General features: G+C 58.9%; 23 protein-coding genes. 16 read left to right on the forward strand and 7 right to left on the reverse strand.

The annotated features are described in order from the left end of the window. Window positions 1-13 precede the first annotated feature (13 nt). Complete coding sequence (gene moaB / locus SIB72_RS03975; RefSeq protein WP_413745039.1) at window positions 14-535, forward strand: molybdenum cofactor biosynthesis protein B; 522 nt, start codon at window positions 14-16, stop codon at window positions 533-535. Here the strand turns inward: moaB and cobA are convergent. Continuing rightward, a complete protein-coding gene (cobA, locus tag SIB72_RS03980) occupies window positions 532-1,317 on the reverse strand; it encodes a uroporphyrinogen-III C-methyltransferase (RefSeq protein WP_413744674.1) in 786 nt (261 codons plus the stop codon). The two genes, moaB and cobA, sit on opposite strands and share 4 nt — an antisense overlap. Then, window positions 1,314-2,036, reverse strand: coding sequence for a CbiX/SirB N-terminal domain-containing protein (locus tag SIB72_RS03985; RefSeq protein WP_244281498.1), 723 nt, complete (start codon window positions 2,034-2,036; stop codon window positions 1,314-1,316). The genes cobA and SIB72_RS03985 overlap by 4 nt, the downstream gene beginning before the upstream one ends. 60 nt (window positions 2,037-2,096) lie before the next feature. Between SIB72_RS03985 and SIB72_RS03990 the strand changes: the two genes are divergently transcribed. The 4 genes from SIB72_RS03990 (at window position 2,097) to SIB72_RS04005 (ending at window position 6,165) form a co-directional block, all read left to right on the forward strand. Continuing rightward, complete coding sequence (locus tag SIB72_RS03990; RefSeq protein WP_115019094.1) at window positions 2,097-2,342, forward strand: hypothetical protein; 246 nt, start codon at window positions 2,097-2,099, stop codon at window positions 2,340-2,342. A gap of 256 nt (window positions 2,343-2,598) precedes the next feature. Further along, window positions 2,599-4,212 carry a ferredoxin--nitrite reductase gene (locus tag SIB72_RS03995; protein ID WP_413744675.1) on the forward strand — a complete coding sequence of 538 codons (1,614 nt, stop codon included), beginning with the start codon at window positions 2,599-2,601 and terminating at the stop codon, window positions 4,210-4,212. 311 nt (window positions 4,213-4,523) lie between these two features. Beyond that, entirely contained in the window at window positions 4,524-5,414 is an 891-nt protein-coding gene (locus SIB72_RS04000) for a formate/nitrite transporter family protein (RefSeq protein WP_115119207.1), read from the forward strand. Between the two features lie 10 nt (window positions 5,415-5,424). Continuing rightward, window positions 5,425-6,165 carry a HEAT repeat domain-containing protein gene (locus SIB72_RS04005; RefSeq protein WP_413744676.1) on the forward strand — a complete coding sequence of 247 codons (741 nt, stop codon included), beginning with the start codon at window positions 5,425-5,427 and terminating at the stop codon, window positions 6,163-6,165. 76 nt (window positions 6,166-6,241) lie between these two features. Here SIB72_RS04005 and cynS read toward each other — a convergent pair whose 3' ends face one another. Continuing rightward, window positions 6,242-6,721, reverse strand: a complete 480-nt coding sequence (cynS, locus tag SIB72_RS04010; RefSeq protein ID WP_413744677.1) for a cyanase — start codon at window positions 6,719-6,721, stop codon at window positions 6,242-6,244. A gap of 440 nt (window positions 6,722-7,161) precedes the next feature. Here cynS and SIB72_RS04015 point away from each other — a divergent pair, with 440 nt between their 5' ends. The 5 genes from SIB72_RS04015 to SIB72_RS04035 all read left to right on the forward strand — a co-directional run bounded on the left by SIB72_RS04015 (window position 7,162) and on the right by SIB72_RS04035 (window position 13,676). Continuing rightward, complete coding sequence (locus SIB72_RS04015; protein WP_413744678.1) at window positions 7,162-8,241, forward strand: anthranilate phosphoribosyltransferase family protein; 1,080 nt, start codon at window positions 7,162-7,164, stop codon at window positions 8,239-8,241. Window positions 8,242-8,274: 33 nt separating this feature from the next. Then, window positions 8,275-9,525: an MFS transporter gene (locus SIB72_RS04020; RefSeq protein WP_413744679.1), complete on the forward strand. Its 1,251-nt coding sequence runs from the start codon at window positions 8,275-8,277 to the stop codon at window positions 9,523-9,525. Window positions 9,526-9,602: 77 nt separating this feature from the next. Then, window positions 9,603-11,771: a polyphosphate kinase 1 gene (gene ppk1, locus SIB72_RS04025; protein WP_413744680.1), complete on the forward strand. Its 2,169-nt coding sequence runs from the start codon at window positions 9,603-9,605 to the stop codon at window positions 11,769-11,771. Between the two features lie 197 nt (window positions 11,772-11,968). Continuing rightward, entirely contained in the window at window positions 11,969-12,994 is a 1,026-nt protein-coding gene (locus tag SIB72_RS04030) for an RpoD/SigA family RNA polymerase sigma factor (protein WP_413744681.1), read from the forward strand. Between the two features lie 31 nt (window positions 12,995-13,025). After that, window positions 13,026-13,676: a diacylglycerol/polyprenol kinase family protein gene (locus tag SIB72_RS04035; protein ID WP_413744682.1), complete on the forward strand. Its 651-nt coding sequence runs from the start codon at window positions 13,026-13,028 to the stop codon at window positions 13,674-13,676. A 27-nt stretch (window positions 13,677-13,703) separates the two neighbouring features. Here SIB72_RS04035 and SIB72_RS04040 read toward each other — a convergent pair whose 3' ends face one another. Both SIB72_RS04040 and SIB72_RS04045 read right to left on the reverse strand, forming a co-directional pair. Next, a complete protein-coding gene (locus SIB72_RS04040) occupies window positions 13,704-14,039 on the reverse strand; it encodes a hypothetical protein (RefSeq protein ID WP_413744683.1) in 336 nt (111 codons plus the stop codon). A 126-nt stretch (window positions 14,040-14,165) separates the two neighbouring features. Further along, the gene (locus SIB72_RS04045; RefSeq protein ID WP_413744684.1) at window positions 14,166-15,227 is read right to left on the reverse strand and encodes a 3-deoxy-7-phosphoheptulonate synthase; all 1,062 of its coding nucleotides are present in this window, start codon (window positions 15,225-15,227) and stop codon (window positions 14,166-14,168) included. A gap of 115 nt (window positions 15,228-15,342) precedes the next feature. Here SIB72_RS04045 and acnB point away from each other — a divergent pair, with 115 nt between their 5' ends. Genes acnB through SIB72_RS04060 form a run of 3 tightly spaced genes read left to right on the forward strand, consistent with a single transcriptional unit; the run spans window position 15,343 to window position 21,093 of the window. After that, a complete protein-coding gene (gene acnB / locus SIB72_RS04050; protein WP_413744685.1) occupies window positions 15,343-17,943 on the forward strand; it encodes a bifunctional aconitate hydratase 2/2-methylisocitrate dehydratase in 2,601 nt (866 codons plus the stop codon). Between the two features lie 19 nt (window positions 17,944-17,962). Further along, the gene (locus tag SIB72_RS04055; protein ID WP_413744686.1) at window positions 17,963-19,456 is read left to right on the forward strand and encodes a ClC family H(+)/Cl(-) exchange transporter; all 1,494 of its coding nucleotides are present in this window, start codon (window positions 17,963-17,965) and stop codon (window positions 19,454-19,456) included. Between the two features lie 56 nt (window positions 19,457-19,512). After that, window positions 19,513-21,093, forward strand: coding sequence for a B12-binding domain-containing radical SAM protein (locus SIB72_RS04060; RefSeq protein ID WP_413745040.1), 1,581 nt, complete (start codon window positions 19,513-19,515; stop codon window positions 21,091-21,093). Here the strand turns inward: SIB72_RS04060 and SIB72_RS04065 are convergent, their stop codons facing one another. Further along, window positions 21,094-22,407, reverse strand: coding sequence for an O-antigen ligase family protein (locus SIB72_RS04065; protein ID WP_413744687.1), 1,314 nt, complete (start codon window positions 22,405-22,407; stop codon window positions 21,094-21,096). Between the two features lie 30 nt (window positions 22,408-22,437). Next, on the reverse strand, window positions 22,438-23,265 hold the full coding sequence (purU, locus tag SIB72_RS04070) for a formyltetrahydrofolate deformylase (protein ID WP_413745041.1): 828 nt from the start codon (window positions 23,263-23,265) through the stop codon (window positions 22,438-22,440). A gap of 118 nt (window positions 23,266-23,383) precedes the next feature. Between purU and psbQ the strand changes: the two genes are divergently transcribed. From psbQ to pstS, 3 genes are all read left to right on the forward strand, one after another. Next, window positions 23,384-23,842 (forward strand): photosystem II protein PsbQ, encoded by a 459-nt coding sequence (gene psbQ / locus SIB72_RS04075; RefSeq protein WP_413744688.1) that lies wholly within the window; start codon window positions 23,384-23,386, stop codon window positions 23,840-23,842. Between the two features lie 70 nt (window positions 23,843-23,912). Continuing rightward, complete coding sequence (locus SIB72_RS04080; protein ID WP_413745042.1) at window positions 23,913-24,941, forward strand: NAD(P)/FAD-dependent oxidoreductase; 1,029 nt, start codon at window positions 23,913-23,915, stop codon at window positions 24,939-24,941. Between the two features lie 84 nt (window positions 24,942-25,025). Then, window positions 25,026-26,027, forward strand: coding sequence for a phosphate ABC transporter substrate-binding protein PstS (gene pstS / locus SIB72_RS04085; RefSeq protein WP_413744689.1), 1,002 nt, complete (start codon window positions 25,026-25,028; stop codon window positions 26,025-26,027). Window positions 26,028-26,231: the final 204 nt, after the last annotated feature.

The following is a 26,231-nucleotide window of genomic DNA, read 5'->3' on the forward strand; positions in this document are numbered from 1 at the left end:
TTGCTTGCCAACTCTGACTCTCAGAATCGCCCTTCTCACAGTTTCCGATCGCCGCACCATCGCCGATGACGACAGTGGGCATTGCCTGGAGCAGAGGCTGGGAGCCGCAGGCCATCTCCTGGCGGAACGTGCGATCTGTCCAGATGACCGTTATCGGGTCAGAGCTGTGGTGAGCGGCTGGATTGCCGCACCAAACGTGGATGTGGTGATCACGAGTGGCGGCACAGGACTGACCGGCCGTGATGGCACTCCGGAGGCCATCACCCCCCTGCTGGACAAAAGCATCGATGGCTTCGGTGAGCTGTTCCGCATGCTGTCGTTCGAGACGATTGGCACCAGCAGCCTGCAGAGCCGCTGTCTGGCGGGGGTAGCCAACGGCACGATCGTGTTTGTCTTGCCAGGATCCCTCGATGCCGTGCAAACAGCATGGGACCGCTTGATCAAGTTGCAGCTCGACAGCACGACCAAGCCCTGCAACCTCGTACAGCTGATGCCAAGACTGCGCGAACCAGTTGATCAACCCGCCAGGTCCTAGAAGGGAATCGGCATCGTGACCGCCGCGGGTTCTGGAGCACAGGCATCAATCCGATGGTCAACCACCTCCCCCACCACCACAATCGATGGGGATGCAAAGGCCTGAGCCCGTGCCTCCTCCGCCACCACTGCCAGCGTGGAGGTAAGGCAGCGCTGCCCCGCAACCGTGCCCTGCTGGATCAAGGCCACGGGAGTATCCGCGGCCAAGCCTCCAGTGATCAGCTCCTCAGCGATCCGCGGCAGATTATGCAAACCCATATAAATCACCAAGCCGTCAGTCGCCGTGGCAAGCGCCCGCCAATTCACTGAAGGACGCCTCTTGTCGATCTCCTCATGGCCGGTGACAAAGGTCACCGAAGAGCCAGCTCGGCGATGGGTGACTGGAATACCGGCATAGGCAGGAGCTGCGATCCCAGCGGTCACGCCAGGCACCACTTCCACGCCAATGCCACGCGCAGCCAGATGGGCCGCTTCCTCGCCACCACGTCCGAACAGAAAGGGATCGCCTCCCTTAAGCCGCACCACACAACGATGTCGGTGCGCCAGTTCCACCAACACTGCATTGGTGCTCGGCTGCGGCACAGAATGATGGCCGCGGCGCTTTCCCACGAAATGGCGCTCACACCCTTCTGGCACGAGGTCGAGCACCTCCTTGGGCACGAGTGAGTCGTACACCAGGGCATCGCAGGAGGCCAGCAATCGATGCGCCTTGAGGGTCAACAACTCCGGATCACCGGGCCCAGCTCCCACCAGATAGACAGTGCCCTGAGACGAATCAGTCACGACAGAAGAGAAAGCAGAGAAACCAGACCGGCGCGGAGCTGAGGATCGTCAAGCAGCGAAGACACTCCACCAGCCTGCCGCAGCGCCTCCGCCATCCGATTCGGGGCCAGGGCCAGAGGTAAAGGCCAAGCGGCGGGATGCTGCTGGAGGTACTCCTCCCATGCATCGAACGCCACCAGGGCACAGCCAAGCTTCTCTTCAAGCATGTCGAGATAACGATCCGCCAAGCCCGGTCTCAGAGGGTGATGCACCACCACCGCAGAGCGACCATCACGCTCCAGTGCAGCGATCCAACGGCGCAACAGATCCCACCACTGCGGCCATGCGCCCAGAAAGGGCAACAACGTCACGCTGCCACCCGCCTGGCGCATCCGCTCTCGGATCTGCGGCACATCACTACGAGCATGAGTCCCCGGCAGCAGAAGCAACGGCAAAAGCCAATAAGAGCGCTGCGGATCCGTGGCTAGAGGTGCTGCCGTCAGTGCCTCCACCTCCACAGGGGCACGTCGAAGCCGGGCCAGGTCGTCAGCCAAGCGGATCAAACACTGGGGAATTTCACCCCCACGACGGCCATGCACCACCAGTCGGATCACCGCAGGCTCTCGATCCACTGGCACGGCCGCAAACCGTGCCGAGGAACACCCAAACGGAGCATTCCGTAACAACGGCAACGGATGATCCGCCCCCTGTACTGTTGAAGTCGAACGATCGTCAGCCATGACCATCGCATCATGCCCAGCCAGAGACGCAGACCGGCCCAAGCACAACGACGACCAAGCATGCAAGCCAGCTCCCGGCGTGAACAAGCCTGGGAAGACGAGATGGTCGACGCTAGGCGCCAAAGGCGCAGCAGATCCCCGATCGAGAGTGAGGAGGGGTACTGGGACAGGCATGACCGCGGACACTACCCCCGCTCCAACCAACGCTCGGAATTCGACCGGGACCTGGCAGCGATGGGCAAGGTTTGGTCGATGATCCGCCAGGGTGCCGCGCGCATGCTGGGCGAAATAGGCCGTCAGTACTGATTGGTGGTGGCGTTCAGGCATGGGGCTATCGAGCCAGAAAGCCCAGCGCCTCCTTGTATCCAATCACACCAAAAATCAAGGACAACAAACACTGCGTTTTGTTCGATCCGCTACCGCGCAAGCACTAGGCCGATCGCTAAACAACCGTTCACAGCTTTACCGAACTAATCGGCACTGCTGGCTCGATATTTCGAGATTGCCCCTCACTGCCAAGACCGATATCGAGCTCGAAGCTCGTCTATCTCCCCCCCCAGTTATGACCAGCAGCGCTCCCTCCAGAACCTATCTGGAAGGCAAAAAACTGAACAAGATCGAGCAAAACAAGGCTGCCAAGGATGGCTTGCTCGTGGGCAGCGAGATTGAGAAATTCGCAGAGATGGGTTGGGAGCAGGTCGATGAAACCGACCTACAGCTTCGCCTTAAGTGGTACGGCATGTTTTGGCGGCCGAAGACACCAGGCAAATTCATGCTTCGCCTCAGGGTGCCGAACGGCATCTTGTCCGCCCAACAGCTGCGCGTCGTTGGTTCGATTGTCGAGCGCTACGGCGAAAACGGCAGTTGTGATATCACCACCCGCCAGAACCTGCAGCTCAGAGGAGTGCTTCTCAGCGACCTACCAGAAATTCTCAAACGACTGAAGGAAGCCGGACTAAGCACCATTCAATCGGGATTTGACAATCCCCGAAACGTCACGGGCAATCCCCTGGCAGGCATTGATCCGCAAGAGATTGTGGATACGCGACCCTATACCCATGAACTCAATCAATTCCTCACCAACAATGAAGAGGGAAATCCTGAATACTCCAACCTTCCACGCAAGTGGAACACAGCCGTAGCCGGATCAAAAGACAACTTCCTCCTCCACAACGACATCATCTTTCATCCGGTTGAGAAGGATGGGGAGCTTGGATTCGGTGTGTGGGTTGGAGGCGTTTTGTCCTCCCAGATGAACGCCTATGCCCTGCCGCTCAACGCATGGGTCAAACCTGACGAACTCTGCAAAATCACTGACGCGGTCATCCGCCCTTGGCGTGACAACGGTGAGCGTGACAAGCGCCCCAAGGGTCGCTTCCGCCTCTACCTCGACCAAGTCGGGCTGGATCAGTTCCGCACCTTGGTTGAGGAGCACTTCGGTCCACTCACCCCAGACCCAGGCTCGGTGTTCGATCAGACCCCACGCTCTCACTACGGGATCCATCCCCAAAAGCAAGAAGGCCTGAACTTTGCTGGCCTGCACGTACCCGTCGGACGACTTAGAGCCGATGACTTGCAAGACCTGGCAAGCGCCAGCCTCCAATACGGCAATGGCGAGGTGCGCCTCACCGAGGACCAGAACGTGATCCTCGTGGGAGTCCCGAACGCGCAAATCAAACCATTGGAAGCTGATCCACTGCTGAAGCGTTTCCCGCTTCAGCCACAGGCAGTAGCAGCAGGCACCGTTTCCTGTACAGGAAACAGTTACTGCGGCTTTGCTCTCACCAACACCAAGGATCAAGCTCTTGCATTATCCAAGACACTTGACGCAGAGATCAACCTTACGGAAGAAATCAAGATCCACTGGACGGGCTGTCCTAATAACTGCGGACAAGCAGATATGGGAGCAATCGGCCTCACCGGAACCAAAACAAAAAATAGTGAAGGTGTGATGGGTGAAGGCTACAAAATTACGATTGGTGGCTCTCAAGGCAGTGACCCGACAATGGGATCAGTGCTGCACAAAGCCATTCCAGCAGATGAAATTCAAACTGTGTTGAAACAGCTACTCATCGAACAATTTGGAGCAACACCCAAACCTGCCCCCAGCACCAATTCTGAGCCCAAGGGAGGCACTGATTTCTTCTCCCGATTTATGAATCGCATTAGTAACTAAGCCAAAAACGAAACTCAAAATCGAACAAGCCGTGGCGCTGACTTTTTGAAGCCATGGTCACTCGATTCTCCAACAACCCTCTCTAGAAGTACCCATGTCCGAATCCCGCGATCTCTTCTCCCGCCTCGTCAACTGGTTCACCAGCAGCGGCGCTGACAAAGCTCCGATTTCCCGTCCTTCTAATCAACTGGATGGCTTCTCGAAGCTAATGAACAAAATCAGTGGCTGATTAAAGGGCCCATACATTCACTGACCTACCACTCCAAACACCTGAAATCAGCACCTACACCATGAGTGTCACTGCGTCCCAGATGGACTACGTCCTACCTAATGAACTTGTCGACGGCATGATTGGCGCCGGCGGCAAAAAAGCCACTGTCAGCATTAAGAACCTGCTGCTGCGTGGCTTCTATTCCGGAGCGATTCTCGGCCTGGCCGTGATCCTTGCACTGACCGTCGGGATCAAGAGTGGGCAACCCTGGCTCGGGTCATTACTGTTCCCCTTCGGGTTCGCAAGCATCGTGCTGTTTGGCATGGAGCTAGTCACCGGTAACTTCGCCCTCTTACCGATGGCCACCTGGGCAGGTCGCAGCAGCTGGCGCGCCACCTTCCGCAACTGGGCCTGGGTCTGGTTAGGGAACTGGATTGGAACTGCTGTTGTTGCCTTACTCATGGCCATCAGCCTCACAAGCGGCGGCACCGTTGACCCAGCCTCGGCTGCTGATGGTGGTGGCATGTGGCAACAGGTTGCCGCCAAGATCATTGCCCTCAACAAGACAAACGTTGTCACCAAATACGAGAACCTTCAGACTCTCGGCTTCTTCCTCGCCATTCTTCGCGGGGTGATCGCCAATTGGTTGGTGTGCCTAGGGGTCACCATGGCACTGGTGAGCAAGAGTGTTCCTGGAAAAATCCTGGCGTGCTGGCTTCCCATCACTGCTTTCCAATCGATGGGCATGGAGCACATCGTTGTGAATCAATTCCTGCACACTGCGGGACCCATCCTTGGCTCTGGCGTGAACATGGGTCAGGTCTTCATCTGGAACTTTATTCCCGTCACCATCGGCAACATCATTGGTGGCATGGTGTTCATCGGCATGCTCTTCTACAGCACCCACCGCACCAAGGTGGAGAACGTGCTTCCCAACGAGCATGATGACAAGCTGGAGCGTGAACTGGCCGCCGAGTTGGGCGCCCGCTGATCACGACTCTGTGAATGAGGTTGCCAATGAAGCCGTTCTTTGGGAGCGGCTTTCCAAAGCATCACGACGGGCTCCTTTGGATCCCGCATGGCTGGGGGAGGTTTACTCCCCCAGCCTTTCTGATGAACTGCGCCATGCCATAGCTGAAAAAATCGGCATGCTGGCCGAACGGGGCTGGCCGCTCATCCTGAAACTGATGGACCAATACGGCCCTAAAGACGAATTGATCCTGGCCGCAGGTCTTAGCCATCAGCCTGAAAGCCGTACCTGGCTGATGAAGCACCTCCGCAGCATCGATCCAGAAACAGAACCCGATCGAGCCCTACTGGTGCTGCAGTCACTGGCCTGCTGGGGTGGCGAACTTCCCTTATCCCTGATCGAACAAACGCTGGAGATGCCAGGCATGAATCTGCGTCTGGCCGGCCTGCAGCTGCTCAATTTCCATGCCCATCTGCTCGACGACAGGGAGTTGCTTCGCGTCTGCAACAAGCTACTCAAGGATTTCCGGGATCCCGTTGCGCTGACAACGATCCGACTGCTGCAACGCCGAAACGGCACCGCAATAACAGAGCGCCTGGCTCAGCTCACCATGGACGGTTCCGACCCTGTGGCAGCCGCAGCCCTCAAGGCGCTCGGTTGTATTGCCACACCTGCAAGTCAGCGATGGTTACTGGAACTCAGTCAGGCTCTGCCGGAAGGAGATCGACGCCAAATGGCATGCAAACAGCTCAAACAGCAATACAGAACCTAATCAAACCCGACTCATTCATCCAACAAAAAAGCCCGGATTATTCCGGGCTTTTACATGCTCACTCAGCCTGAGATCATCACCATTTCTTGTAAGGTAAGAATTTTCCACACATCGTGATCTCCACACGATCACCCTTGGGATCCTCAACCTTCTCAACATCAAGAGTGAAATCGATTGCACTCATGATGCCATCACCAAACTTTTCCTGAATCACATCCTTGAGAGGCATCCCATAAACTTGCATGATCTCGTAGAAGCGATAGATCAAAGGATCAGTGGGAATCACGGGCTCAAGACTGCCCTTGGTAGGAAACTCTTGAAGAGCTGCCGTGATTGCAGGATCAAGAGAAAGCAAGGATGCCAACTTCTCGGCCTCTTCAGCCGAAGCGGTGGCCTGGCCATAAAACAGCGATGCAATCCAAACCTCATCAAGGCCGAGAGCAGCCTCAAGATCAGCAAAGCTCATGCCCTTGGCTTTTTTGGCAGCCATCAGAGTTGAGGTCACCGTGGCTTGAGACGGCGCTGCCAGAGAGGGAGTCAGCGTGGAAGCAGTCATAAAAACTCAGAGAATGGGGCTGCTGCACAAAAACCGCATCCCAGAGGGGACGTCTCAGCAGTAGACCAAGACTCGTCGCATCCCAAACGCAAAAAAGACACTTTCACTACCAAAAATCACTTCCAGGCAGACTGAATTCTGCAGCAATCGCGACAGCAAGCGATCACCAACTCCTGCACTTTTAAAAGAGAAGATTCTGAACTCATGATCAGATACATTGCTTCCCGATTCAACCGCGCAGATGTTGGCTTGCGCCGATCAAGACCAAGCCGCCTACGGTTTCCAACTCTGATGATTGAGCGCCTGTATTACGCAGAAGGCCGCCATCACCCAGACCACCCTTTCCATGGCACCCATTCAGGGCTTTGTGCCTGGTAACAACCGCTACTCCCAGGGCTCTGAGGAAAAATAGAGGATCGTTCAAGACTCCATCTGTGCCGGTGCCTCAAGCCAGCCCCACCGCGCAACCAGCAAAGGAGCGCTTCAAGCAGCTGCTCCGCAAAGTGGGAAGTGGTGAGCACACCAGTAAAGGCTTAACCCGGGCCGAGGCCGATGAAGCCTTTGATCTGATGCTCACAGGCCAGGCCAGTGATACCCAAATCGGTGCCTTTCTGATCGCCCATCGCATCCGACGACCCGAGCCGCAGGAATTAAGCGGCATGGTCGACACCTATCGGCGGCTTGGGCCGGAAATCGTTAGTGCGCCTGATCAGCAACGGCCCATCTGCTTCGGCATGCCCTTTGACGGTCGCAAACGCACAGCTCCCCTGTATCCGCTCACCGCCCTGGTGCTGCTCAGCGTCGGCCAACCCGTGGTGTTTCAGGCCGGTGGACGCATGCCCGTCAAATACGGCATCACCGCCTCAGAACTCTTCACCGCGCTTGGGCTGGAACTGGCAACACTGTCTCTTGATGAGGTTCAGAGCGGCTTCCAAAGCCAGGGGCTGGCCCTGATCCATCAGCCCAGCCACTTTCCACTGGCCGATCAATTGATCCCCCATCGCGACGACCTGGGCAAACGCCCCCCGATCGCCAGTGCGGAATTGCTCTGGACAGCTCATGCAGGCGAGCATCTGCTGGTGAGTGGTTTTGTGCACCCCCCCACCGAAAGCCGTGCCTGGGAGGCCCTCACCATTGCGGGAGAAGCGGATGTCATCACCGTGAAGGGACTGGAGGGAGGCACCGATCTGCCCATCAGTAGGGCCTGCATCACCGCCCGCATGCGCCATGGGAAAGCACCTGAACGGCTCATTCTTCATCCCCGCGACCATGGCAGCTTCGGACCCGATCAGGAATGGCAAAGCCTGGAGGTGTGGCAAGACCAGGCGCAGGACGCCCTGCACAACCAAGGCCCTCTGATCTCTGCCCTGCGCTGGAATGCTGGCGTCTATCTCTGGATGGCCGGCTGGTCAACCAGCCTTGAGGCCGGGCTTGAACTCGCCGAAGCAACACTGAGCCAGGGTCGCGCCAGTTCCACCTTGCAAGCGCTGATTCAGTGGAGGGCGTCTGTGGGAGGGTGAGCGATCCCATCAGCCCCGCAGGCCTGAGCACGCGTGAGACGGTTTCAGTTCCCCACCCTGCTAAGCGCCTTCCTCACGCTCCTCAATGACCGGCTGAGTGAAAGCATCTTTCTACCCCTATTGCCACTGCTACTGAAGGATTTCATTAGCAGTGGTACCACCTTGGGGCTGCTCTCAGGCACCTACGCCCTGTCGCAGTTCACTGTCGCCCCACTGATCGGAGCCCTCAGCGACCGCTTTGGGCGCAAACCTGTGATCACCCTTTGCGTCATGGGGTCCGTGCTCGGCATGGGCCTGTTCGCCACCACTCTGAGCCTGCCCTGGCAGCAAATCTGGCCGGGTGCCGCTGCGGCAGGCCTGCCGGTGGCCATCTTGTTCGTGGCCAGAATCATCGACGGCGCCAGCGGAGGCACCGCTGCAACGGCCACAGCCGTTCTGGCCGACATCACAACCCCAGAAAACCGCGCCAGGGCTTTTGGCCTGATCGGCGTGGCCTTCGGCCTTGGCTTTGCCATTGCGCCAGGCCTAGGCGGACTGCTTGGTGACATCAACAAGAGTCTTCCAGCGTGGGCAGCCACTGGCTTCGCCCTGATCAATCTGATCGTCGTCCTTCAGCTGCTGCCAGAAACCCATTCCTTAAAGGCCCGCAAACAGCTTCCGCGCAAACGCGAACTCAATCCCATCACCCTGCTGAGACGCGTGTTCTCCAGACCAGATGTGCGCCGACTCTCGATCGCCTTCTTCGGCTTCTTCATGACCTTCAACGGATTTACCAACGTTCTGAGCCTTTACCTGATCAACAACTTCAACTGGACCGGGGGCATGCTCGGAGCAGCCTTCGCACTTGTGGGAGTGATTGCCATGGTGGTTCAGGGCGGACTGATCGGTCCCTTGGTCAAACGCTTCGGGGAACTTCGCCTCACCCTGTTGGGACTCGCGCTGCTGATGGTGGGATGCCTACTTATTCCTCTTGCCACCCCCATCACTTCCATCCCGGTGGTCTATACAGCCGTATCCCTGTTGGCCGTTGGCACCGGCCTGGTCACCCCCTGCCTGCGAACTCTCGTCTCCCGTCGCCTCGATCACGACGGACAGGGTGCAGCCCTGGGAGGCCTGCAAGGTCTGCAGAGCCTGGGCACCTTCCTTGGCGCCTCCGCGGCCGGCTTCAGCTACGACAAACTCGGACCGACGAGTCCCTTCTGGTTCGGCGGAATGATGCTGGTGGGAGTCGCTCTGCTAATGGCGGGCGGCCTACCCAAGCGGGCTCAAGTGCAACAGGGCTAAGGCAGTACACAACACCCCCCAACAGAGATGTGATTGCTACCTTGCCGGCAGCGATCTCCGTTCCTTTCAACACCCTGATGGCAGCACGTTCCCTGGATCCTGATCTGTACATCAACCGGGAACTGAGCTGGATCGCGTTCAACCAAAGGGTGCTGGCTCAGGCGCTGGATCAACGCACGCCATTGCTCGAACAAGCGAAATTCAGCGCCATCTTCAGCAACAACCTTGATGAGTTCTTCATGGTGCGGGTGGCATCTCTGAAGTCGCAAGTTGAGGCCGGGATCAGCACCGCCAGTGCCGATGGCCGAACACCGCAACAACAGCTCAAAGCGATTCGTGCAGAGCTGCTCCCACTGCTGGAGCAGCAACAAAAGCACTACCTCAACTCGCTCAAAACTGAACTGAACAAGCACGCCGTTCAGTTGCTCGATTACGCCCAGCTGAACGAAGGCCAACGCCTCTGGATCGACAACTTCTTTCAAACGGCAATCTTTCCAGTGCTGACACCACTGGCGGTGGATCCTGCCCACCCCTTCCCATTTGTAAGCAACCTGAGCCTCAACGTGGGTGCCCTTGTGGTCGACCCTGACAGCGGGCAACGCCAACTGGCGAGAGTCAAAGTGCCGCAAAAAATCCTGCCCAGATTCGTGGCGATCCCTACAGATCTCAGTGATTCGGATCCTGAACCCGTGCATACCGCCGTACCGCTGGAGCAGGTGGTGGCGTTCAACATCGGCCTGCTGTTCCCAGGCATGACCGTGGAGGGTCACTATTTCTTCCGCGTGACCCGAGACGCAGATCTAGAACTGCGCGACCTCGAGGCCGACGATCTGATGATTGCAATCGAGCAAGGACTGCACAAACGGCGTATGGGCGGTGAGGTGGTGCGCCTAGAGGTGGCCAACCAAATGCCTGACGACGTCATCGAAATGCTGATGGATGGCATGTCGGTGGCGGAGGACGACCTTTACCGAGTCGACGGCCCCCTAGGACTCGATGATCTGTTCGGCCTCCTGAGCCTTCCCCTCGAAGCGCTCAAGGATGAACCTCTCAATGGACACACTCCGGCAACCCTGGCCAGAGCCCAGCGGGGCATGCTTGAAGACGGCTCCATCAAGGAAGAGGAGTTCGAGAGCATCTTCTCCGTGATCCGGCGCCGCGATGTGCTTCTTCACCATCCCTACGACCTCTTCTCCACGTCCGTAGAGGAATTCATCAATCAGGCAGCGGACGACCCCCAGGTGATGGGGATCAAGATGACCCTCTACAGAACCTCCAAGGATTCACCGATCATCGCGGCCCTCATCCGTGCAGCAGAGCACGGCAAGCAAGTGATGGCCCTTGTTGAACTGAAGGCCCGCTTCGACGAAGACAACAACATCCAGTGGGCCAAGCAACTGGAAAGTTCGGGGGTGCATGTGGTGTATGGCGTGATCGGCCTCAAGACCCACACCAAGATTGTTCTGGTGGTGCGCAAGGAAAAACAGCGACTACGCAGCTATGTGCACATTGGCACCGGTAATTACAACTCCAAGACGTCCAAGCTCTATACAGATCTCGGCTTGCTTTCGGCCAGACCGGAACTAGGCCAAGACCTGGTGGAACTGTTCAACTACCTCACCGGTTTCTCCAAGCAGCAAAGCTTCCGCAGATTGTTGGTGGCACCCGTCACGCTTCGCAAAGGGATTGAAGGACTGATCCGCCGTGAGATCAAGCACGCCAAACAAGGCCATGGTGGCCACATCAAAGCCAAGATGAATTCGCTGGTGGATCCAGCAATCGTGGCTCTGCTCTATGAAGCGTCTCAAGCTGGCGTCGTCATCGAGCTGATCATCCGAGGAATGTGCTGCCTCTACCCCGGCAGAGAAGGAGTGAGTGACAGCATCCGCGTGGTGAGCATCATTGGCCGTTACCTCGAACATTCACGCATCTTCTGGTTCAGCAACAAAGGCGAAGCCGAGGTGTATTTGGGAAGTGCCGACTGGATGCCCCGCAATCTCGATCGTCGCGTCGAAGCGGTCAGCCCTGTGGAGGAACCGGAATTACGAGAACAGCTTGAGCGGCTTCTGAACCTCTACCTAGACGACAATCGAGGCGCCTGGGACATGCTCAGCGATGGAAGCTTCAGCCAGCGCAAACCGAGCCGTAAAACCATCCACTCCCAATTGGAACTGACCGACCTTTGGCGTCACGGCCTACCAGCAACCAACACCAACGACAAAACGGAGTCGGAAATCGCTGAATGATTGTGATCGCTGTTACATCACAACACCAGTTCGTGCACTGAAGACACAAAAAAACGCAAAAACGTGGCTGAATTTGGCTTGAGCCAAGCAACATCGACCGACTTTAACTTTGTCCTAGAAAATTACAGATTTGACACAGCTACCGTGCATACACGGTGCTAAGTTGCGCCCAAATCAAATCTCAGGAGGCCAGGGTGATGGGGATCCCTCTGGAATCTGCGGGTGATGCATTGCGCACCACTCCGTCAGAACCTGTTTTGCCGAACACCAAACGTGTTCGCTCAACAGATCAGGGAAAACGTGCTGCCCAAGCAGCGCGGCAGATCAAACAGGCTGGTCGGCTTTCCACTGATTCGATCGGCTATTACCTGAGCAGTATCGGCAGAATTCCGCTGCTCACAGCAGCCGAGGAGATCGAGCTTGCACATCATGTGCAAGACATGAAAGAGCTGCTTGAGACGCCTGAAGAGGAACGCACGCCTCGCCAACGCCACAAAATCCGAATGGGCAAGCGAGCCCGAGACAGGATGATGGCAGCCAACCTCCGCCTTGTGGTGAGCGTTGCCAAGAAGTACCAGAACCAAGGGCTCGAACTGCTTGATCTCGTTCAGGAAGGGGCTATAGGCCTTGAGCGAGCTGTCGACAAATTTGACCCAGCCATGGGCTACAAATTTTCCACCTATGCCTACTGGTGGATCCGACAGGGGATGACCCGGGCCATCGACAACAGTGCACGCACCATCCGCCTGCCCATCCACATCAGCGAAAAGCTCTCCAAGATGCGACGCATCTCCAGGGAGCTGTCGCACCGATTTGGCCGCCAACCCAACCGTCTGGAATTGGCCCATGCCATGGGCATCGAACCCCGGGATCTGGAAGATCTGATTTCCCAGAGCGCACCCTGTGCCTCCCTCGATGCCCATGCCCGCGGCGAAGAAGACCGCAGCACGCTGGGTGAGCTGATTCCTGACCCCAATGGCGAAGAGCCCATGGAGGGAATGGACCGCAGCATTCAGAAAGAGCACCTGGGTGGATGGCTCTCACAACTGAACGAACGGGAACAGAAGATCCTGCGCCTGCGCTTTGGCCTCGATGGAGAAGAGCCTCTGACCTTGGCTGAAATCGGACGACAGATCAACGTCTCGAGAGAGCGGGTGCGTCAGTTGGAAGCCAAAGCCATCCTCAAACTGCGGATGATGACCAACCATCAGCAGGCAGCCTGACATCGTTCAGGCAAGTCCTGCCCATGCAGCGTTGAGCCACCTGGTTGGTGTTGGCGTGATTGCGCTCTGGATGGTACTGGTGATCATCCTGGCGGTTTTCGCCCGCAAGCAATGGCCGATGCAGCGAGAACTGAGCCGCAAGATCGTGCACATCGGCTCAGGTCCTGTGCTGCCAGTTGCTTGGTGGCTGCAGATTCCTGCAGTCCTGGCGGTGCCTGTCGCTCTCGGCGTCACCCTTGTGGCTCTGATCAACCATCGCTGGCGTCTGCTCTCTGTCGTTGAGGATGTCGACCGCAACAGCTACGGCACCGTTGCCTATGGCCTGGCAATCACAACCCTTCTTGTTCTGTTCTGGCCGCAACAACCCCAGGCAGCATGCGCCGGTGTGCTGGTGATGGCCGCAGGGGACGGACTGGCTGGCTTGATCGGACGAGCGCTGCAATCCCCCAGCTGGCGAATCTGGGGGCAAACCAAATCGACCGCCGGCACTGTCACCATGCTGATAGTGAGCCTGGTGGCGCTCACCACACTGGCGATGCTGAGCCCCAGCAGTCCTGGCCCCATCGGTCTGGTGGTGATCAGCTTGCTAGCAGTCGGCCTAGAGCAACTCAGTCGCTGGGGTATCGACAACCTCAGCGTGCCGATCGCCGTCGGCATCAGCTGGCACTGGATGACGATCTGATTCGCGTCCAAACCGCGGTGCAGACGGTCAGAACTGCAGCATCCGCTCCCAATGACGACTCCAGTCACCATGGCTGCCAAGACCAGCCACCAACACCTGCTCCTGCGGCAGCGTCTGGAGACCAACCTGCCAGCGGCGTATCTGATCGGCCCGCTCCATCCACAAGCCCATCACCTGATGCTGGAGAGCATCACAATCCCAGTGCTGAGAGCTGGCAACCCGCTGGCTCCACTGCAAGAGACCATCCAACTGAAGAGGACGGAACCCCCGGACCCACAGTCCAGTCTGCTGTTCGAGTTCAAACAAGCGCAGGGGATCTCCGAAACCGAAGAAATGGAGAAAGACCACGGACGCAACCTCCATGCGCAATCACCCCAATGTAGTGATCAAACAGCAGACAGAACTTGAAAAAGAAGCTATCAACGAGATCCCTTACATGAACGAAATCATTGATAATCAAGCTGGCACTCTCTAGGTGCAAGTGCCAGATCAGACAGGCACGCGGGATGCAGCCACCGCCCCCGCCAGCCGCTCCAGGAGTTGCGCTGTGGTGTCGATGCTGATGCAGGCATCAGTCACACTCTGTCCGTAGGTCATCGCCGAGCGATCAGCACTGAGCTTCTGGCTTCCCTCAACCAAATGGCTCTCCAGCATCACCCCCATCACATGGGTAGAGCCCTGACGCACCTGATCGGCAACGGCTTCAAGCACGTCTCCCTGACGGCGAAAATCCTTATTGGAATTGCCGTGGCTGCAATCAACCATCAAACGTTCCTGTAAACCAGCCTTGCTCAGTTCTGCGGCTGCATCTTGCACCGCTTCGAAGTGGTAGTTGGTTCCGCGATTGCCGCCGCGCAAAACCAAATGCCCATGGGGGTTGCCGGTGGTGCTGACGATCGAAGCCTGACCACTGTGATTAATGCCAAGAAAATGATGAGGCTTCGATGCTGCCTGCATCGCGTTAATCGCGATGGTGGCACTGCCATCCGTGCTGTTCTTGTAACCGATCGGCATCGACAGGCCCGAGGCCATCTCCCGATGGGTCTGGCTCTCGGTGGTGCGCGCACCGATCGCGGTCCAACTAATCAAATCCGCGATGTACTGAGGCACCACGGGATCAAGTAATTCGGTGGCAGTGGGCATGCCATCACGAGCAAGATCGAGCAACAACGACCGCGACAGGCGTAATCCTGTGTTGATGTCATAGGAGCCGTCGAGATGGGGGTCATTAATCAGCCCCTTCCAACCAACTGTGGTGCGGGGTTTCTCGAAATACACACGCATCACCACCTCCAGCTCCTGACTGTGACGTTCACGCAGAGGTGCTAAACGGCTGGCATAGGCACGAGCAGCATCCACATCGTGGACCGAACAGGGCCCGACGATCACCAGCTGCCTCCGGTCCTGACCGCTGAGAATGGCCTGAATGCGCCGACGGGCACCAGTCACCGTCTCGGCAGCAACAGGATCAATCGGCAAATCACCATGAAGCAGGGCCGGGGCCACCAGTGGGCGGGTCTCCACCACATGCAGATCGGAAGTGGTGGTCATACCTCTGGCCGATAAAAACCCAGGTTACGTAAGCCACCGGATGCATCAATCACCAAAGACGGACCCATCAACAAGAAGAATGGTGGCAGAGCCCACCGTCAGAAGCCCCATCCCGATGCTGAGTGCATACCGCGAAAGCGCCGCCGAACGGACCGCCCAGGGGATCCCCCCCCTTCCGCTCAACGCAGAGCAGACCCAGGCACTCACGGAGCTGCTTCAAAACCCTCCAGCAGGAGAGGAGAAGGAGCTGCTGCATCTACTCAGTGAACGGATCCCACCCGGGGTGGACGAAGCCGCCTATGTGAAGGCCACCTGGCTGAGTGCCGTGGCCCAGGGCAGGGCCACCAGCCCTCTGATCTCACCGCTGGAAGCCACACGGCTGCTGGGCACGATGGTGGGGGGCTACAACGTGGCGGCCCTGATCGAGCTGCTACTGCACAGCGAGTCAGACCTCGCGGACTGCGCTGCCCAAGGCCTGAGCCGCAGCTTGTTGGTCTACGACGCCTACAACGAGGTGATGGAACTGGCCGCCACCAACCGCTTCGCCAAGCAGGTTGTGGACAGCTGGGCAGCCGGAGAGTGGTTCACATCCAAACCAGAACTGGCCGAGGAAATCACCGTCACCGTGTTCAAGGTGGAGGGCGAGACCAACACCGACGATCTTTCTCCCGCCACCCACGCCACAACCCGACCGGACATTCCCCTTCACTCTCTGGCGATGCTGGAGACGCGGGACCCCGCTGGCCTTGCCGCGATTGCCGAACTGAAAAGCAAGGGCCACCCAGTCGCCTATGTGGGAGACGTGGTGGGCACCGGCAGCTCCCGGAAATCAGCGATCAACTCGGTGCTCTGGCACACGGGCAACGACATCCCCCACGTCCCCAACAAACGCGCCGGCGGTGTGATCATCGGCGGCAAAATCGCTCCAATCTTTTTCAACACGGCAGAAGACTCCGGTGCTCTGCCAATCGAATGTGACGTCAGCCAGCTCAACAGCGGGGATGTGATCACCATCCGTCCCTACGCCGGCACGATCGAACGGGCCGCCGGAGAGGCAGGCGCCGGCGACATCATTGCTCGCTTCGACCTCAAACCAAGCACCATCAGTGATGAAGTGCGCGCCGGTGGCCGCATCCCCCTGATGATCGGCCGCGCCCTCACCGACAAAGTGCGCAATCAACTCGGCGTGGCTCCCTCCACACTGTTTATCCGACCCTCCGCACCTGCAGACACCGGTAAGGGCTTTACCCTCGCTCAAAAGATGGTCGGCAAAGCCTGTGGGCTTCCGGGCGTGCGCCCCGGCACCAGCTGCGAACCGCTGATGACAACCGTCGGCTCCCAGGACACCACTGGACCGATGACACGGGATGAGATGAAGGAACTCGCCTGCCTCGGCTTCTCAGCCGACTTGGTGATGCAGAGCTTCTGCCACACAGCTGCTTACCCCAAGCCTGTTGATCTACAGACCCAGAAAGACCTGCCTGACTTCTTCGCCCAGCGAGGCGGTGTGGCTCTGCGTCCAGGTGACGGCATCATCCACAGCTGGCTGAACCGCATGCTCCTGCCCGACACGGTGGGAACAGGAGGTGACAGTCACACCCGATTCCCTCTCGGAATCTCCTTCCCAGGCGGGTCTGGCGTTGTGGCCTTCGCCGCCGCCATCGGCGCCATGCCACTCGACATGCCTGAATCGGTGCTGGTGCGTTTCAGCGGCTCGCTGCAACCGGGGGTGACCTTGCGCGATGTGGTGAATGCCATCCCCTGGGTGGCCATTCAGAAAGGTCTGCTCACCGTGGAGAAATCAAACAAGAAAAACGTATTCAACGGCCGGATCATGGAGATCGAAGGCCTGCCAGACCTCAAGCTGGAGCAAGCCTTCGAGCTCACCGACGCCACCGCTGAACGCTCCTGCGCCGGCTGCACAATCAAGCTCTCAGAAGCAACGGTGAGCGAATACCTGCGCAGCAACGTGGCACTGCTCAAAAACATGGTCGCCCGGGGCTACAGCGATGCCCGAACCCTGGCTCGACGCATTAAGGCGATGGAGGAATGGCTCGCCAACCCACAGCTGCTAAGCGCCGATACCGATGCCGAGTATGCCGAAATCATCGAGATCAACCTCAACGACCTCACCGAACCCGTCCTGGCCTGTCCTAACGACCCCGACAACGTGAAGCTGCTGAGCGAAGTGTCCGGGGATGCAGTGCAGGAAGTGTTCATCGGCTCCTGCATGACCAACATCGGCCACTACCGCGCCGCGGCCAAGGTGCTCGAAGGCGCCGGCGCCAACAAGGCGCGTCTCTGGGTGTGCCCACCCACCCGAATGGACGAGGACATGCTCAAGACCGAGGGTTACTACGCCACGTTCGAAGCAGCTGGCTCGCGTATGGAGATGCCCGGCTGCTCACTGTGCATGGGAAACCAGGCCAGGGTCGACGACAACACCACCGTGTTTTCAACCAGCACCCGCAACTTCAATAATCGTCTCGGCAAGGGTGCTCAGGTGTATCTCGGCAGCGCAGAACTCGCCGCAGTTTGTGCCCTGCTCGGGCGCATCCCCACAGCCGAGGAATATCAGCGCATTGCCGCCGAAAAAATCGACCCGCTATCAGCTGAGCTCTATCGCTATCTGAACTTCGATCAAATCGATGGATTTGATGACGAGGGCCGCATCATCAGCGCAACCGACCAGGCTGACGTTCTGGCGAAAGCCTGAAGCCAGCCAGTCGTCATCAATGGTCGTTCTGAGTGAACTGAAACACCGCCGCCATCAACTTGGCTCCAGCCGCAGCATCCGCAGGCTGCTGGAACGCCGCTGGTGGGTCGTGGTGCTGGCGCTCATGCTCACAGGGCTCGGCGCGGCCCTCACAGGTGTGCTCTTCAAGGCGGGGCTCAAACTGCTGGGCGGCTGGCGGCTTGAACTTCTAGCCGAGTTTCCCGCCTGGGTTGTGTTACCCAGCCTTGGCGCACTAGGCGGTCTGGTGTCTGGCTTGCTGGTGTCACGGCTGGCCCCTGCTGCAGGGGGCTCAGGCATCACCCACATCATGGGTTTCCTCAAGCACCGTGCGGTGCCAATGGGCCTGCAGGTGGGACTGGTGAAACTTGTGGCTGGGATCGTGGCCATCGGCAGCGGCTTCCCACTCGGACCGGAAGGTCCGGCCGTGCAGATGGGTGGCTCCGTGGCATGGCAGATGGCGCGCTGGTTGAAAGCACCCGTGGCCTTTCGCCGCTTGATCGTGGCCGCCGGAGGCGGAGCCGGTATCGCAGCAGTGTTCAGTGCCCCCATCGGAGGCTTCGTCTACGCCGTAGAGGAATTGCTGCACTCCGCCAGACCGGTGGTGTTGCTTCTGGTGATTGTCACCACCTTCTGGGCCGATGCCTGGGCAGATGTCTTTGGGCTAGTGGGCATCAGCCCCTCCACGGGCGGACTGGATGCCACCCAAGGCTTCCTACTGGAAAGGGAGTACACGCCACTCGTGAGCTTTCTGCCAATCGATCTGGGCTATCTGATCGGACTGGGTGTGGTGGTGGGTGTGCTGGCAGAGCTCTACTGCCGCTACGTGCTGACCATGCAGCGCAAGGGAAACGCCTGGTTTGGTGATCGCTTGGTGCTGCGCATGGTGATCAGTGGTGGCGTGCTGGGCAGCGTGTACGCCTTTCTGCCGGATGCATTTCACAACCTCGAAGGTCTGCAGCATCTGATTGCCGACGGCAAAGTCGACATCCCCATGGCTCTGGGCACCTTCATCGTGCTGTTTTTCAGCACAGGCCTAGCGGCAGCCTCAGGAGCTCCAGGCGGGCTGTTCTACCCGATGCTCACCCTGGGAGGCGCCATCGGTCTGGCTTGTGGCATCTGGGTGGAGGCCCTCACCGGCCACGTGCCCAGCACCTATGTGTTCGCAGGGATGGGTGCCTTCGTGGCCAGCTGTTCCCGTACACCAATCACGGCCATGTTCCTGGCCTTCGCCCTCACCAAGGATCTTCTGATTCTGAAGCCAATCTTGGTGGCCTGTCTGGCCAGCTTCCTGGTGGCCCGTCTCTTCGACGGCCGCTCGATCTACGAACGCCAGCTCGGCATGGAGCTGCTGGAGGAGGATCACTTAGAAGCCCGCAGGGAGCGGCGCGGTGGCATCCATCACGCCTGGGAAGGATCCATCCGTCGACGCGCCTTTACAGCGCCTCCTCCGCCTCAACACCCCAAACCCACCCCACCGGAAGACAGTCACTGAAACAGGAAACCCTGCTGTTCAACCCAGCGGTGCCGGAGCCCGGTGCCCTGCGCACAGTGCTGGCGTTTCCCAGCACCTACACCGTGGGAATCACCAGCCTCGGCTACCAAATTGTCTGGGCGACTCTGGCGATGCGTCCGGACTTGGATGTGCGCCGCCTATTCACCGATCAGGGGGATCGGCCCCACCGCCAGTGCGACCTGTTCGGTCTCTCCCTGAGTTGGGAACTCGATGGCCCGGTCCTGCTTGATCTGCTCGAGCAGCAACGCATTCCGATCTGGAGCCACCAACGCAGTGATGAACACCCGATCGTGTTTGGAGGCGGTCCCGTCCTCACCGCTAACCCCGAGCCGTTAGCCCCGTTCTTCGATGTGGTGCTGCTGGGAGATGGTGAGAATCTTCTACCGGCCTTCATCGATGCCCTCCAGGCCGTGAAGGACCAACCCAGGCCAGAGCGCCTACGGCATCTGAGCACGGTGCCGGGGATCTACGTTCCCGAGTTGCATGCCCCCCGTTACGACCGTGAAGGCACGCTATTAGCGGTAGAACCGGTGGAGGCGACGCTACCCCGCACGATCGCCAAGCAGACCTGGCGTGGCAACAGCCTCAGCCACTCCACGGTGATCACCCCCGAAGCCGCCTGGCCGGATATTCACATGGTGGAAGTGGTCCGAAGCTGCCCTGAGCTCTGCCGCTTCTGCCTGGCCAGTTACCTCACCCTGCCGTTTCGGACCCCATCCCTCGAGGACGGATTAATCCCGGCCGTCGAAAAGGGGCTGACAGCCACCAAGCGATTGGGCTTACTGGGAGCCTCGGTGACCCAACACCCGCAGTTCACAGACCTACTGCAATGGCTAGGGCAGGACCGCTTCGATGATCTGAGACTGAGCGTCAGTTCCGTGCGAGCCGCCACGGTCACACCCGAACTGGCAAGCGTGCTGACCCGGCGAGGCAGCAAATCACTCACGATTGCAATCGAAAGTGGCAGTGAGCGCATCCGACGGGTCGTCAACAAAAAACTGAGCGGGGACGAAATCGAAGCTGCGGCCCGACACGCCAAACAAGGGGGACTAAAGGCTCTGAAGCTGTATGGAATGGTTGGCCTGCCCTGCGAAGACAACGACGACGTGGAGAGCACAGCAGCCCTTCTGCTCCATCTGAAGAAGGGCACACCAGGCCTCCGTTTCACCCTGGGCGTGAGCACCTTCGTCCCCAAAGCCCACACACCCTTCCAATGGCAAGGAGTGAGGCCAGAGGCGGAGAAACGTCTCAAGCTGCTGGCCAAACGCCTCAAACCCAAAGGCATCGACCTACGCCCAGAAAGTTATGGCTGGAGCGTGATCCAAGCTCTGCTCTCGCGCAGTGACAGGCGCCTAGCACCGGTGATTGCAGCGGTGCGTGGCTCCCAAGAAAGCCTCGGAGGCTGGAAGAAGGCCTACCGAGCAGCCAGAGCCGGCGAACTGCCCCAAGCCCAAAGCGCCGGCGTGACCCTGCCGCTCCCGCCCAGTTGGGAGTCCGTGGTGCATGAATGCTGGGATTCGAACCAGGTGCTGCCCTGGGAACACCTGGAAGGACCGCTCAGCAGAGAACGGTTGTTGGAGCATCAACAGGAAGCCCTCAGCCTGGGCAGCAACTGATCACAACACCGTCACCGAATCATTGGAGCGAGGTTCGCCGATACGACTGCGCAACCCCGCCAGGAGCATCCAACCGGCAATGTTCAGACGGCTATCAAAGAACGGCATATCGGTGCCGTGGAGCACCACAACGATCAAAATCGCGGCCCACCAGGCCCGATCGAAGAGGGACATCGAGGCGCAGCGCTGACTGACAACCAATAGGGCCAAAACCAGCCCGACGACCGCGATCGCCACGGGTAAACCATGACTGACGGCAAGCTCTAACGGCAAATTGTGAGAGTGGCCATGCCATTTACCCGTGCGCAACGGGTAAAGCACCGAAAAGGCTGCGGCGCCCCATCCCAGCCAGGGACGCTCGCTGATCAGCTGCAATGCCACAGACCACTGGCTGAGCCGAGTGGAGGCGAGTGCCCGCTCCGAGGCATAACGACTATCACTAAGCCGCGACCAAACCGACTCAGGCACCAGGGACCGCGCTGGGTCCTGAAGCAGAGTCGGCACCCCTGGCAGCACCGACAGCAAAACGGGCAGCAGAGCAAGCGCCAACAACGGCAGAAGCCAAGGCCAGCTCAGCGGCCCCAGCACCAAGGGCACCGCCAACACCAAAGCACCCCAGCCATTGCGCGAATCCGTGAGCACCAGCGCCGCCACGAGGGCCACCACAACCGCCAGCACGAGCAGGCGGCGGCCTCGTTTCAAACCAGGCTGAACCAAAGCCGCCAACGCCAGCGGCCACACCAGGGCCAGCCAGGCAGCAGCGATGTTGGCGTAATCAAACAAGCCCGAGAGCCGTCCCTCCGGTTCTCCACCTGGGGCAACAAACCAAATGATCAAGCCCCCAAGTACTTGCCAAGGTCCCTGCCAGCCCAACCAAAGCTGTCCGAGACCGGTCACCACCACAGGCACAGTGCCGGCAACCAGCCAGAGGGCCATCCGACGACGGGCCTTGGCATCGGCGAGATAGGGCTGGAATCCCCAGAACGCCCAGAAAAAAGGGATCCAGTTGCCCAGACCAGACAAGGCAAGGCCCCCGCTGTAGGCGTTGAAGCAACCCAGCAGCATCAACAGACCAGCAGCAATCAGCGGCCAATTCCAAGGATCGCGCCAATAGGGGCATTCACGGCGCAGGCTGCCAAGCAAAAGGGCAGGGAAGAGCAAGAAGCTCGCCAGCAGTGCACTGGATGGCAACAGCAGCAAACCCAGCTGAACCAGCAACCAGCCCGCTGGAGAGGCTGCGTCGGGACAGCCCAGCGCAAGGCGCTGGCGCAGACGCTCAAACAACGCGCAGAACTGCACAACGACAGTGCTCATGCGAAAACAGTGCTCATGCAAAAACGGTGCTCATGCAAAAACGGCCGTGCGGCCGCGATAAACCATGACCTGACGATGCAGATGCAAATGCACAGCCCTTGCCAGGGCGAGGCGCTCGGTATCACGGCCTTTGCGAATCAAATCCTCCACCTCATCGCGATGGCTCACATGCACCGTCGTCTGCTCAATGATCGGGCCATCGTCGAGGTTCTCTGTCACGTAGTGGGCCGTGGCACCAATCAGCTTCACACCCCGCTGCCAGGCTCGGTGATACGGCTGCGCACCCTTAAAAGCGGGAAGGAAGGAATGGTGGATATTGATCACCGTGGGAAAACGACTGAGGAAATTCGCACTCAGCACCTGCATGTATTTAGCCAGCACGGCGAGCTCAATGCCGTTGCTCTCCAGCAACTCGAGCATGCGCGCCTCCGATTCGGGCTTGGTGGCCGCAGTCACGGGCACGCAAGCAAACGCCACTCCGAATTCCTGACAGAGCGGTTCAAGATCAGGGTGATTGGCCACCACCAAAGCAACCTGCATCGGTAACTCGCCGCTCCGAGAGCGCCAAAGCAGATCGAGCAAACAATGGCTCTGCTTGCTGGCAAAAATCGCGACGCGAGCCAAGGCGTCTGAAAAATGCAACTGGGCTTCCCCTCCAAGCCGCTCTGCCAGAGCGCTAACCGCCGGTTCAATCGCCTCTCGAGGCAAACCAAACCCTTGCTGTTCCCATTCCAAACGACTGAGAAACAAGCCCGCTCCTGCATCCGTGTGGTGATCGGCATGGCAGATATTGCCGCCATTGGCCGCAACCCAGCCCGCGAGTTCACTCACTAAACCAGGCCGGTCCGGACAGATCATCTGCAGGATCACGGAAGGGGAACTCAAAACCAGAACGCATGAACAACCAGTCTCCCAATCACGCTGCAAGCGGGTAAACCCGGTAAAATGCCGCCCATCTCTATGCCCCTGCTTCGTGATGCTGAGCGCCCTGCGTCGCCTCGCCTCGTTCTGCCTCTGCGCCTGCCTTTGCCTGGGACTCGCAGCCCCCGCGAACGCCGCCAAAAGCATCAATCGCACCATCAGCCCCGACGACATGGAGGTGATTCGCCGCAATGCCGAAGGGTTTAAGAATGCACAGGAGCGTTTGCCCGATCTGGCCAAGCTCGTGAACGCACGCGACTGGACCTTCACCCGCAACCTGATCCACGGTCCGATGCAGGAAGTGGGCCGGGAAATGTCCTACATCAATCAGCGCCTTCTCAAGGACGATCGCTCCGAAGCGAACAAGCTGGCCACCACCCTGAAAGAAGCCCTCGCTGATCTTGACGAATCAGCCCGCCTGCAAGACGGCGCGAAGCTGCAGAAGTCCTACACCTCTGTCGCCACCGGCTTCGCCAACTATGCCCGGGTGATTCCAGAACAGGCCCTGAACTGATCCAAGCACTCTGAGTCACTCCATTGCCGTCATCGGTGCTGGCGCCATTGGTGCTGGCACAGCTTGGTGGCTGTCGCGATCAGGCCACCAGGTTGAACTGATCGACCCAGCACTGGCCAAAGACCCAAGCCGGCATTCCAGTTCGCCATTGACAGGAACATCAGCGTCCCTCGGGATCTTGATGGGCCATGTCTTCCGCCGCTCCAGCGGTCGCGCCTGGCGCCTGCGCCGCCGCAGCATGGAGCTCTGGCCTCTCTGGGTGGAGGAACTCAGCTGCCCAGACGAACCACTACTGCTTCAAACTCCTCTGGTGCAGTTAGCCACCACAGATGAGGAGGCTGCACTGCAGCGAAAGCTGGTGGAAGAACGTTCCCATCTCGGGCTGAGCTTCATCACCGCAGACACGCTGGCCGATGAGCACCCTGATTGGCCCAAGTCATCGCATGGTGGGTTGCAGTCGAACCACGATGGCCGTTTAGATCCACTGATCCTGCAACGAAGCCTGCGCCGTCAATTGCACAGGCTCAGCGTGCCCATGCAGACAGCTGCGGTGGAGACCCTCCATCGGGATGGCAACCAATGGCAATTGGAATTGAGCGATGGCAGCCGTAGCTACGCAGACACCGTGGTGGTTTGCAGTGGCCTGGCCAGCCAGACACTTCTGGCCCCCTTGGGCCATGCACGAGCCATGGAGCCAGTGCTGGGACAAGTGCTGCAACTCAAGCTGCGCAATCCAGATGCACTGAACCCCCACTGGCCAGCAGTGCTGATGAGCCATGGCGTAAACCTGATACGCCATGGGTCCGATCAGCTCCTGCTTGGAGCCACGCTCGAACCCGGTGAAGAACCACTCGAGGCCGCCACTCTGACCATGCGCGCCCTGAATGGACACGCCCCAACCTGGCTGGAGCAGGCTGAGGTGATAGGGCACTGGCACGGGCTGCGGGCCCGCCCGAGTGGTCGTCCAGCTCCACTACTGGAAAAGCTCGAACCCGGTCTGATCCTGGCCAGTGGTCATTACCGAAACGGAGTTCTACTGGCTCCGGCCACGGCCGAATGGGTCAGCAAGGAGATCGACGGCGAGACATCCAAAGCGTGATGCTTACCAAGCCTTAAGCCTGCCTTTACAGAACAAGCAGGAGCACCAGCTAAACATTGAAAACGCGACAAGCATCCGCCACACATGACTCGCTCTCTTCTGACACGCACAGCCGCCAGCCTTCTCGGCATCGGTGCTGCTGTCAGCCTCGTCTCCTGCTCCTCCGGTGGTGATGGCGAAAAGGTGGAAGGTCGCCTCTCAGCAGCCGGCGCTTCATTCCCCGCCGCGATTTACCAGCGCTGGTTCCAGGATCTTGCTCCTCAGGGCATCAACGTCAACTACCAGTCCGTGGGCTCCGGCGCAGGTGTGCGTCAGTTCACTGCTGGCACGGTGGACTTTGGGGCTTCCGACAAACCCATGAAAGCTGAGGCCATCGCCAAAGTGGAACGTGGTGTGGTTCAGATCCCAATGACCGCAGGCGCCATCGCCGTCGCTTACAACAATCCCGGTTGCGACCTGAAGCTGAACCAGCAGCAACTCGCCGGGATCTTCCTGGGAACGATCAAAAACTTCAACGAGCTCGGCTGCGAAGACAAAAGCATCAAGGTGGTGCATCGCTCCGATGGGTCCGGTACCACTTACAACTTCACCAAGCACCTCGCCGCCATCAGCCCTGACTGGAAGAAGGATGTTGGTGCCGACAAATCGGTGCAGTGGCCCACGGGCGTCGGAGCCAAAGGCAATGAAGGCGTGGCAGCACAGCTGAGCCAGATCGGGGGCGGCATCGGTTATGTCGAGCTGGCCTACGTGAAAGGTGATCTACAGGCCGCCGCTGTTGAAAATGCTTCTGGGATGCAAGTGAAGCCCACCAACGCAACAGCGAGCGAAGCGCTCGGCTCCATCGACCTCGGTCCAGACCTGATCGGTGGCAACCCCAACCCCGAAGGCGGTTACCCAATCGTGACCTTCACCTGGGTGCTGGCCTACGCCACCGGCAACGGAGAGAAGACTCCGATTCTGAAGAAGACCTTCGACTACATGCTGTCGGATGAGTCCCAGTCCAAAGCACCGGAGCTGGGCTATGTCTCCCTGCCTCCAGAAGTGGTGAGCAAAGCCAAGGCTGCTGCCAACTCGATCAGCGAATGATCCAATCAGCCCATCGCTGAGACTGAGGAGGGGGCTTAAGGCCCCCTTTTTGCTGTGTGTTGTGCTGTGTTGATCAAGAAGTTGAAAGATGACTGGCTTTTGTAGGACCCCAGGGCTGAAAGCCCACTCGATTTTTTGCCCCAATCCACAGTGAATCTCTCCCACAAAAAATCCCCGCCTGAGTACAGACGGGGAAAAGGGGAT

It is taken from the genome of Synechococcus sp. MIT S9451 (assembly GCF_047304725.1).
Classification (GTDB): Bacteria; Cyanobacteriota; Cyanobacteriia; order PCC-6307; family Cyanobiaceae; genus Synechococcus_C.

What these genes read in the sequence shown, in the direction of transcription:
- SIB72_RS04055 (WP_413744686.1), top strand. Translation starts at nt 17,963, where the DNA reads ATGGTCGTTCTGAGTGAACTGAAACACCGCCGCCATCAACTTGGCTCC.
- psbQ (WP_413744688.1), top strand. Translation starts at nt 23,384, where the DNA reads ATGCTGAGCGCCCTGCGTCGCCTCGCCTCGTTCTGCCTCTGCGCCTGC.
- SIB72_RS03990 (WP_115019094.1), top strand. Translation starts at nt 2,097, where the DNA reads ATGCAAGCCAGCTCCCGGCGTGAACAAGCCTGGGAAGACGAGATGGTC.
- SIB72_RS04040 (WP_413744683.1), bottom strand. Translation starts at nt 14,039, where the DNA reads ATGGAGGTTGCGTCCGTGGTCTTTCTCCATTTCTTCGGTTTCGGAGAT.
- SIB72_RS04030 (WP_413744681.1), top strand. Translation starts at nt 11,969, where the DNA reads ATGGGGATCCCTCTGGAATCTGCGGGTGATGCATTGCGCACCACTCCG.
- SIB72_RS03985 (WP_244281498.1), bottom strand. Translation starts at nt 2,036, where the DNA reads ATGGCTGACGATCGTTCGACTTCAACAGTACAGGGGGCGGATCATCCG.
- SIB72_RS04065 (WP_413744687.1), bottom strand. Translation starts at nt 22,407, where the DNA reads ATGAGCACTGTCGTTGTGCAGTTCTGCGCGTTGTTTGAGCGTCTGCGC.
- purU (WP_413745041.1), bottom strand. Translation starts at nt 23,265, where the DNA reads ATGATCTGTCCGGACCGGCCTGGTTTAGTGAGTGAACTCGCGGGCTGG.
- SIB72_RS04045 (WP_413744684.1), bottom strand. Translation starts at nt 15,227, where the DNA reads ATGACCACCACTTCCGATCTGCATGTGGTGGAGACCCGCCCACTGGTG.
- SIB72_RS04000 (WP_115119207.1), top strand. Translation starts at nt 4,524, where the DNA reads ATGGACTACGTCCTACCTAATGAACTTGTCGACGGCATGATTGGCGCC.
- pstS (WP_413744689.1), top strand. Translation starts at nt 25,026, where the DNA reads ATGACTCGCTCTCTTCTGACACGCACAGCCGCCAGCCTTCTCGGCATC.
- SIB72_RS03995 (WP_413744675.1), top strand. Translation starts at nt 2,599, where the DNA reads ATGACCAGCAGCGCTCCCTCCAGAACCTATCTGGAAGGCAAAAAACTG.
- acnB (WP_413744685.1), top strand. Translation starts at nt 15,343, where the DNA reads ATGCTGAGTGCATACCGCGAAAGCGCCGCCGAACGGACCGCCCAGGGG.
- cynS (WP_413744677.1), bottom strand. Translation starts at nt 6,721, where the DNA reads ATGACTGCTTCCACGCTGACTCCCTCTCTGGCAGCGCCGTCTCAAGCC.
- ppk1 (WP_413744680.1), top strand. Translation starts at nt 9,603, where the DNA reads ATGGCAGCACGTTCCCTGGATCCTGATCTGTACATCAACCGGGAACTG.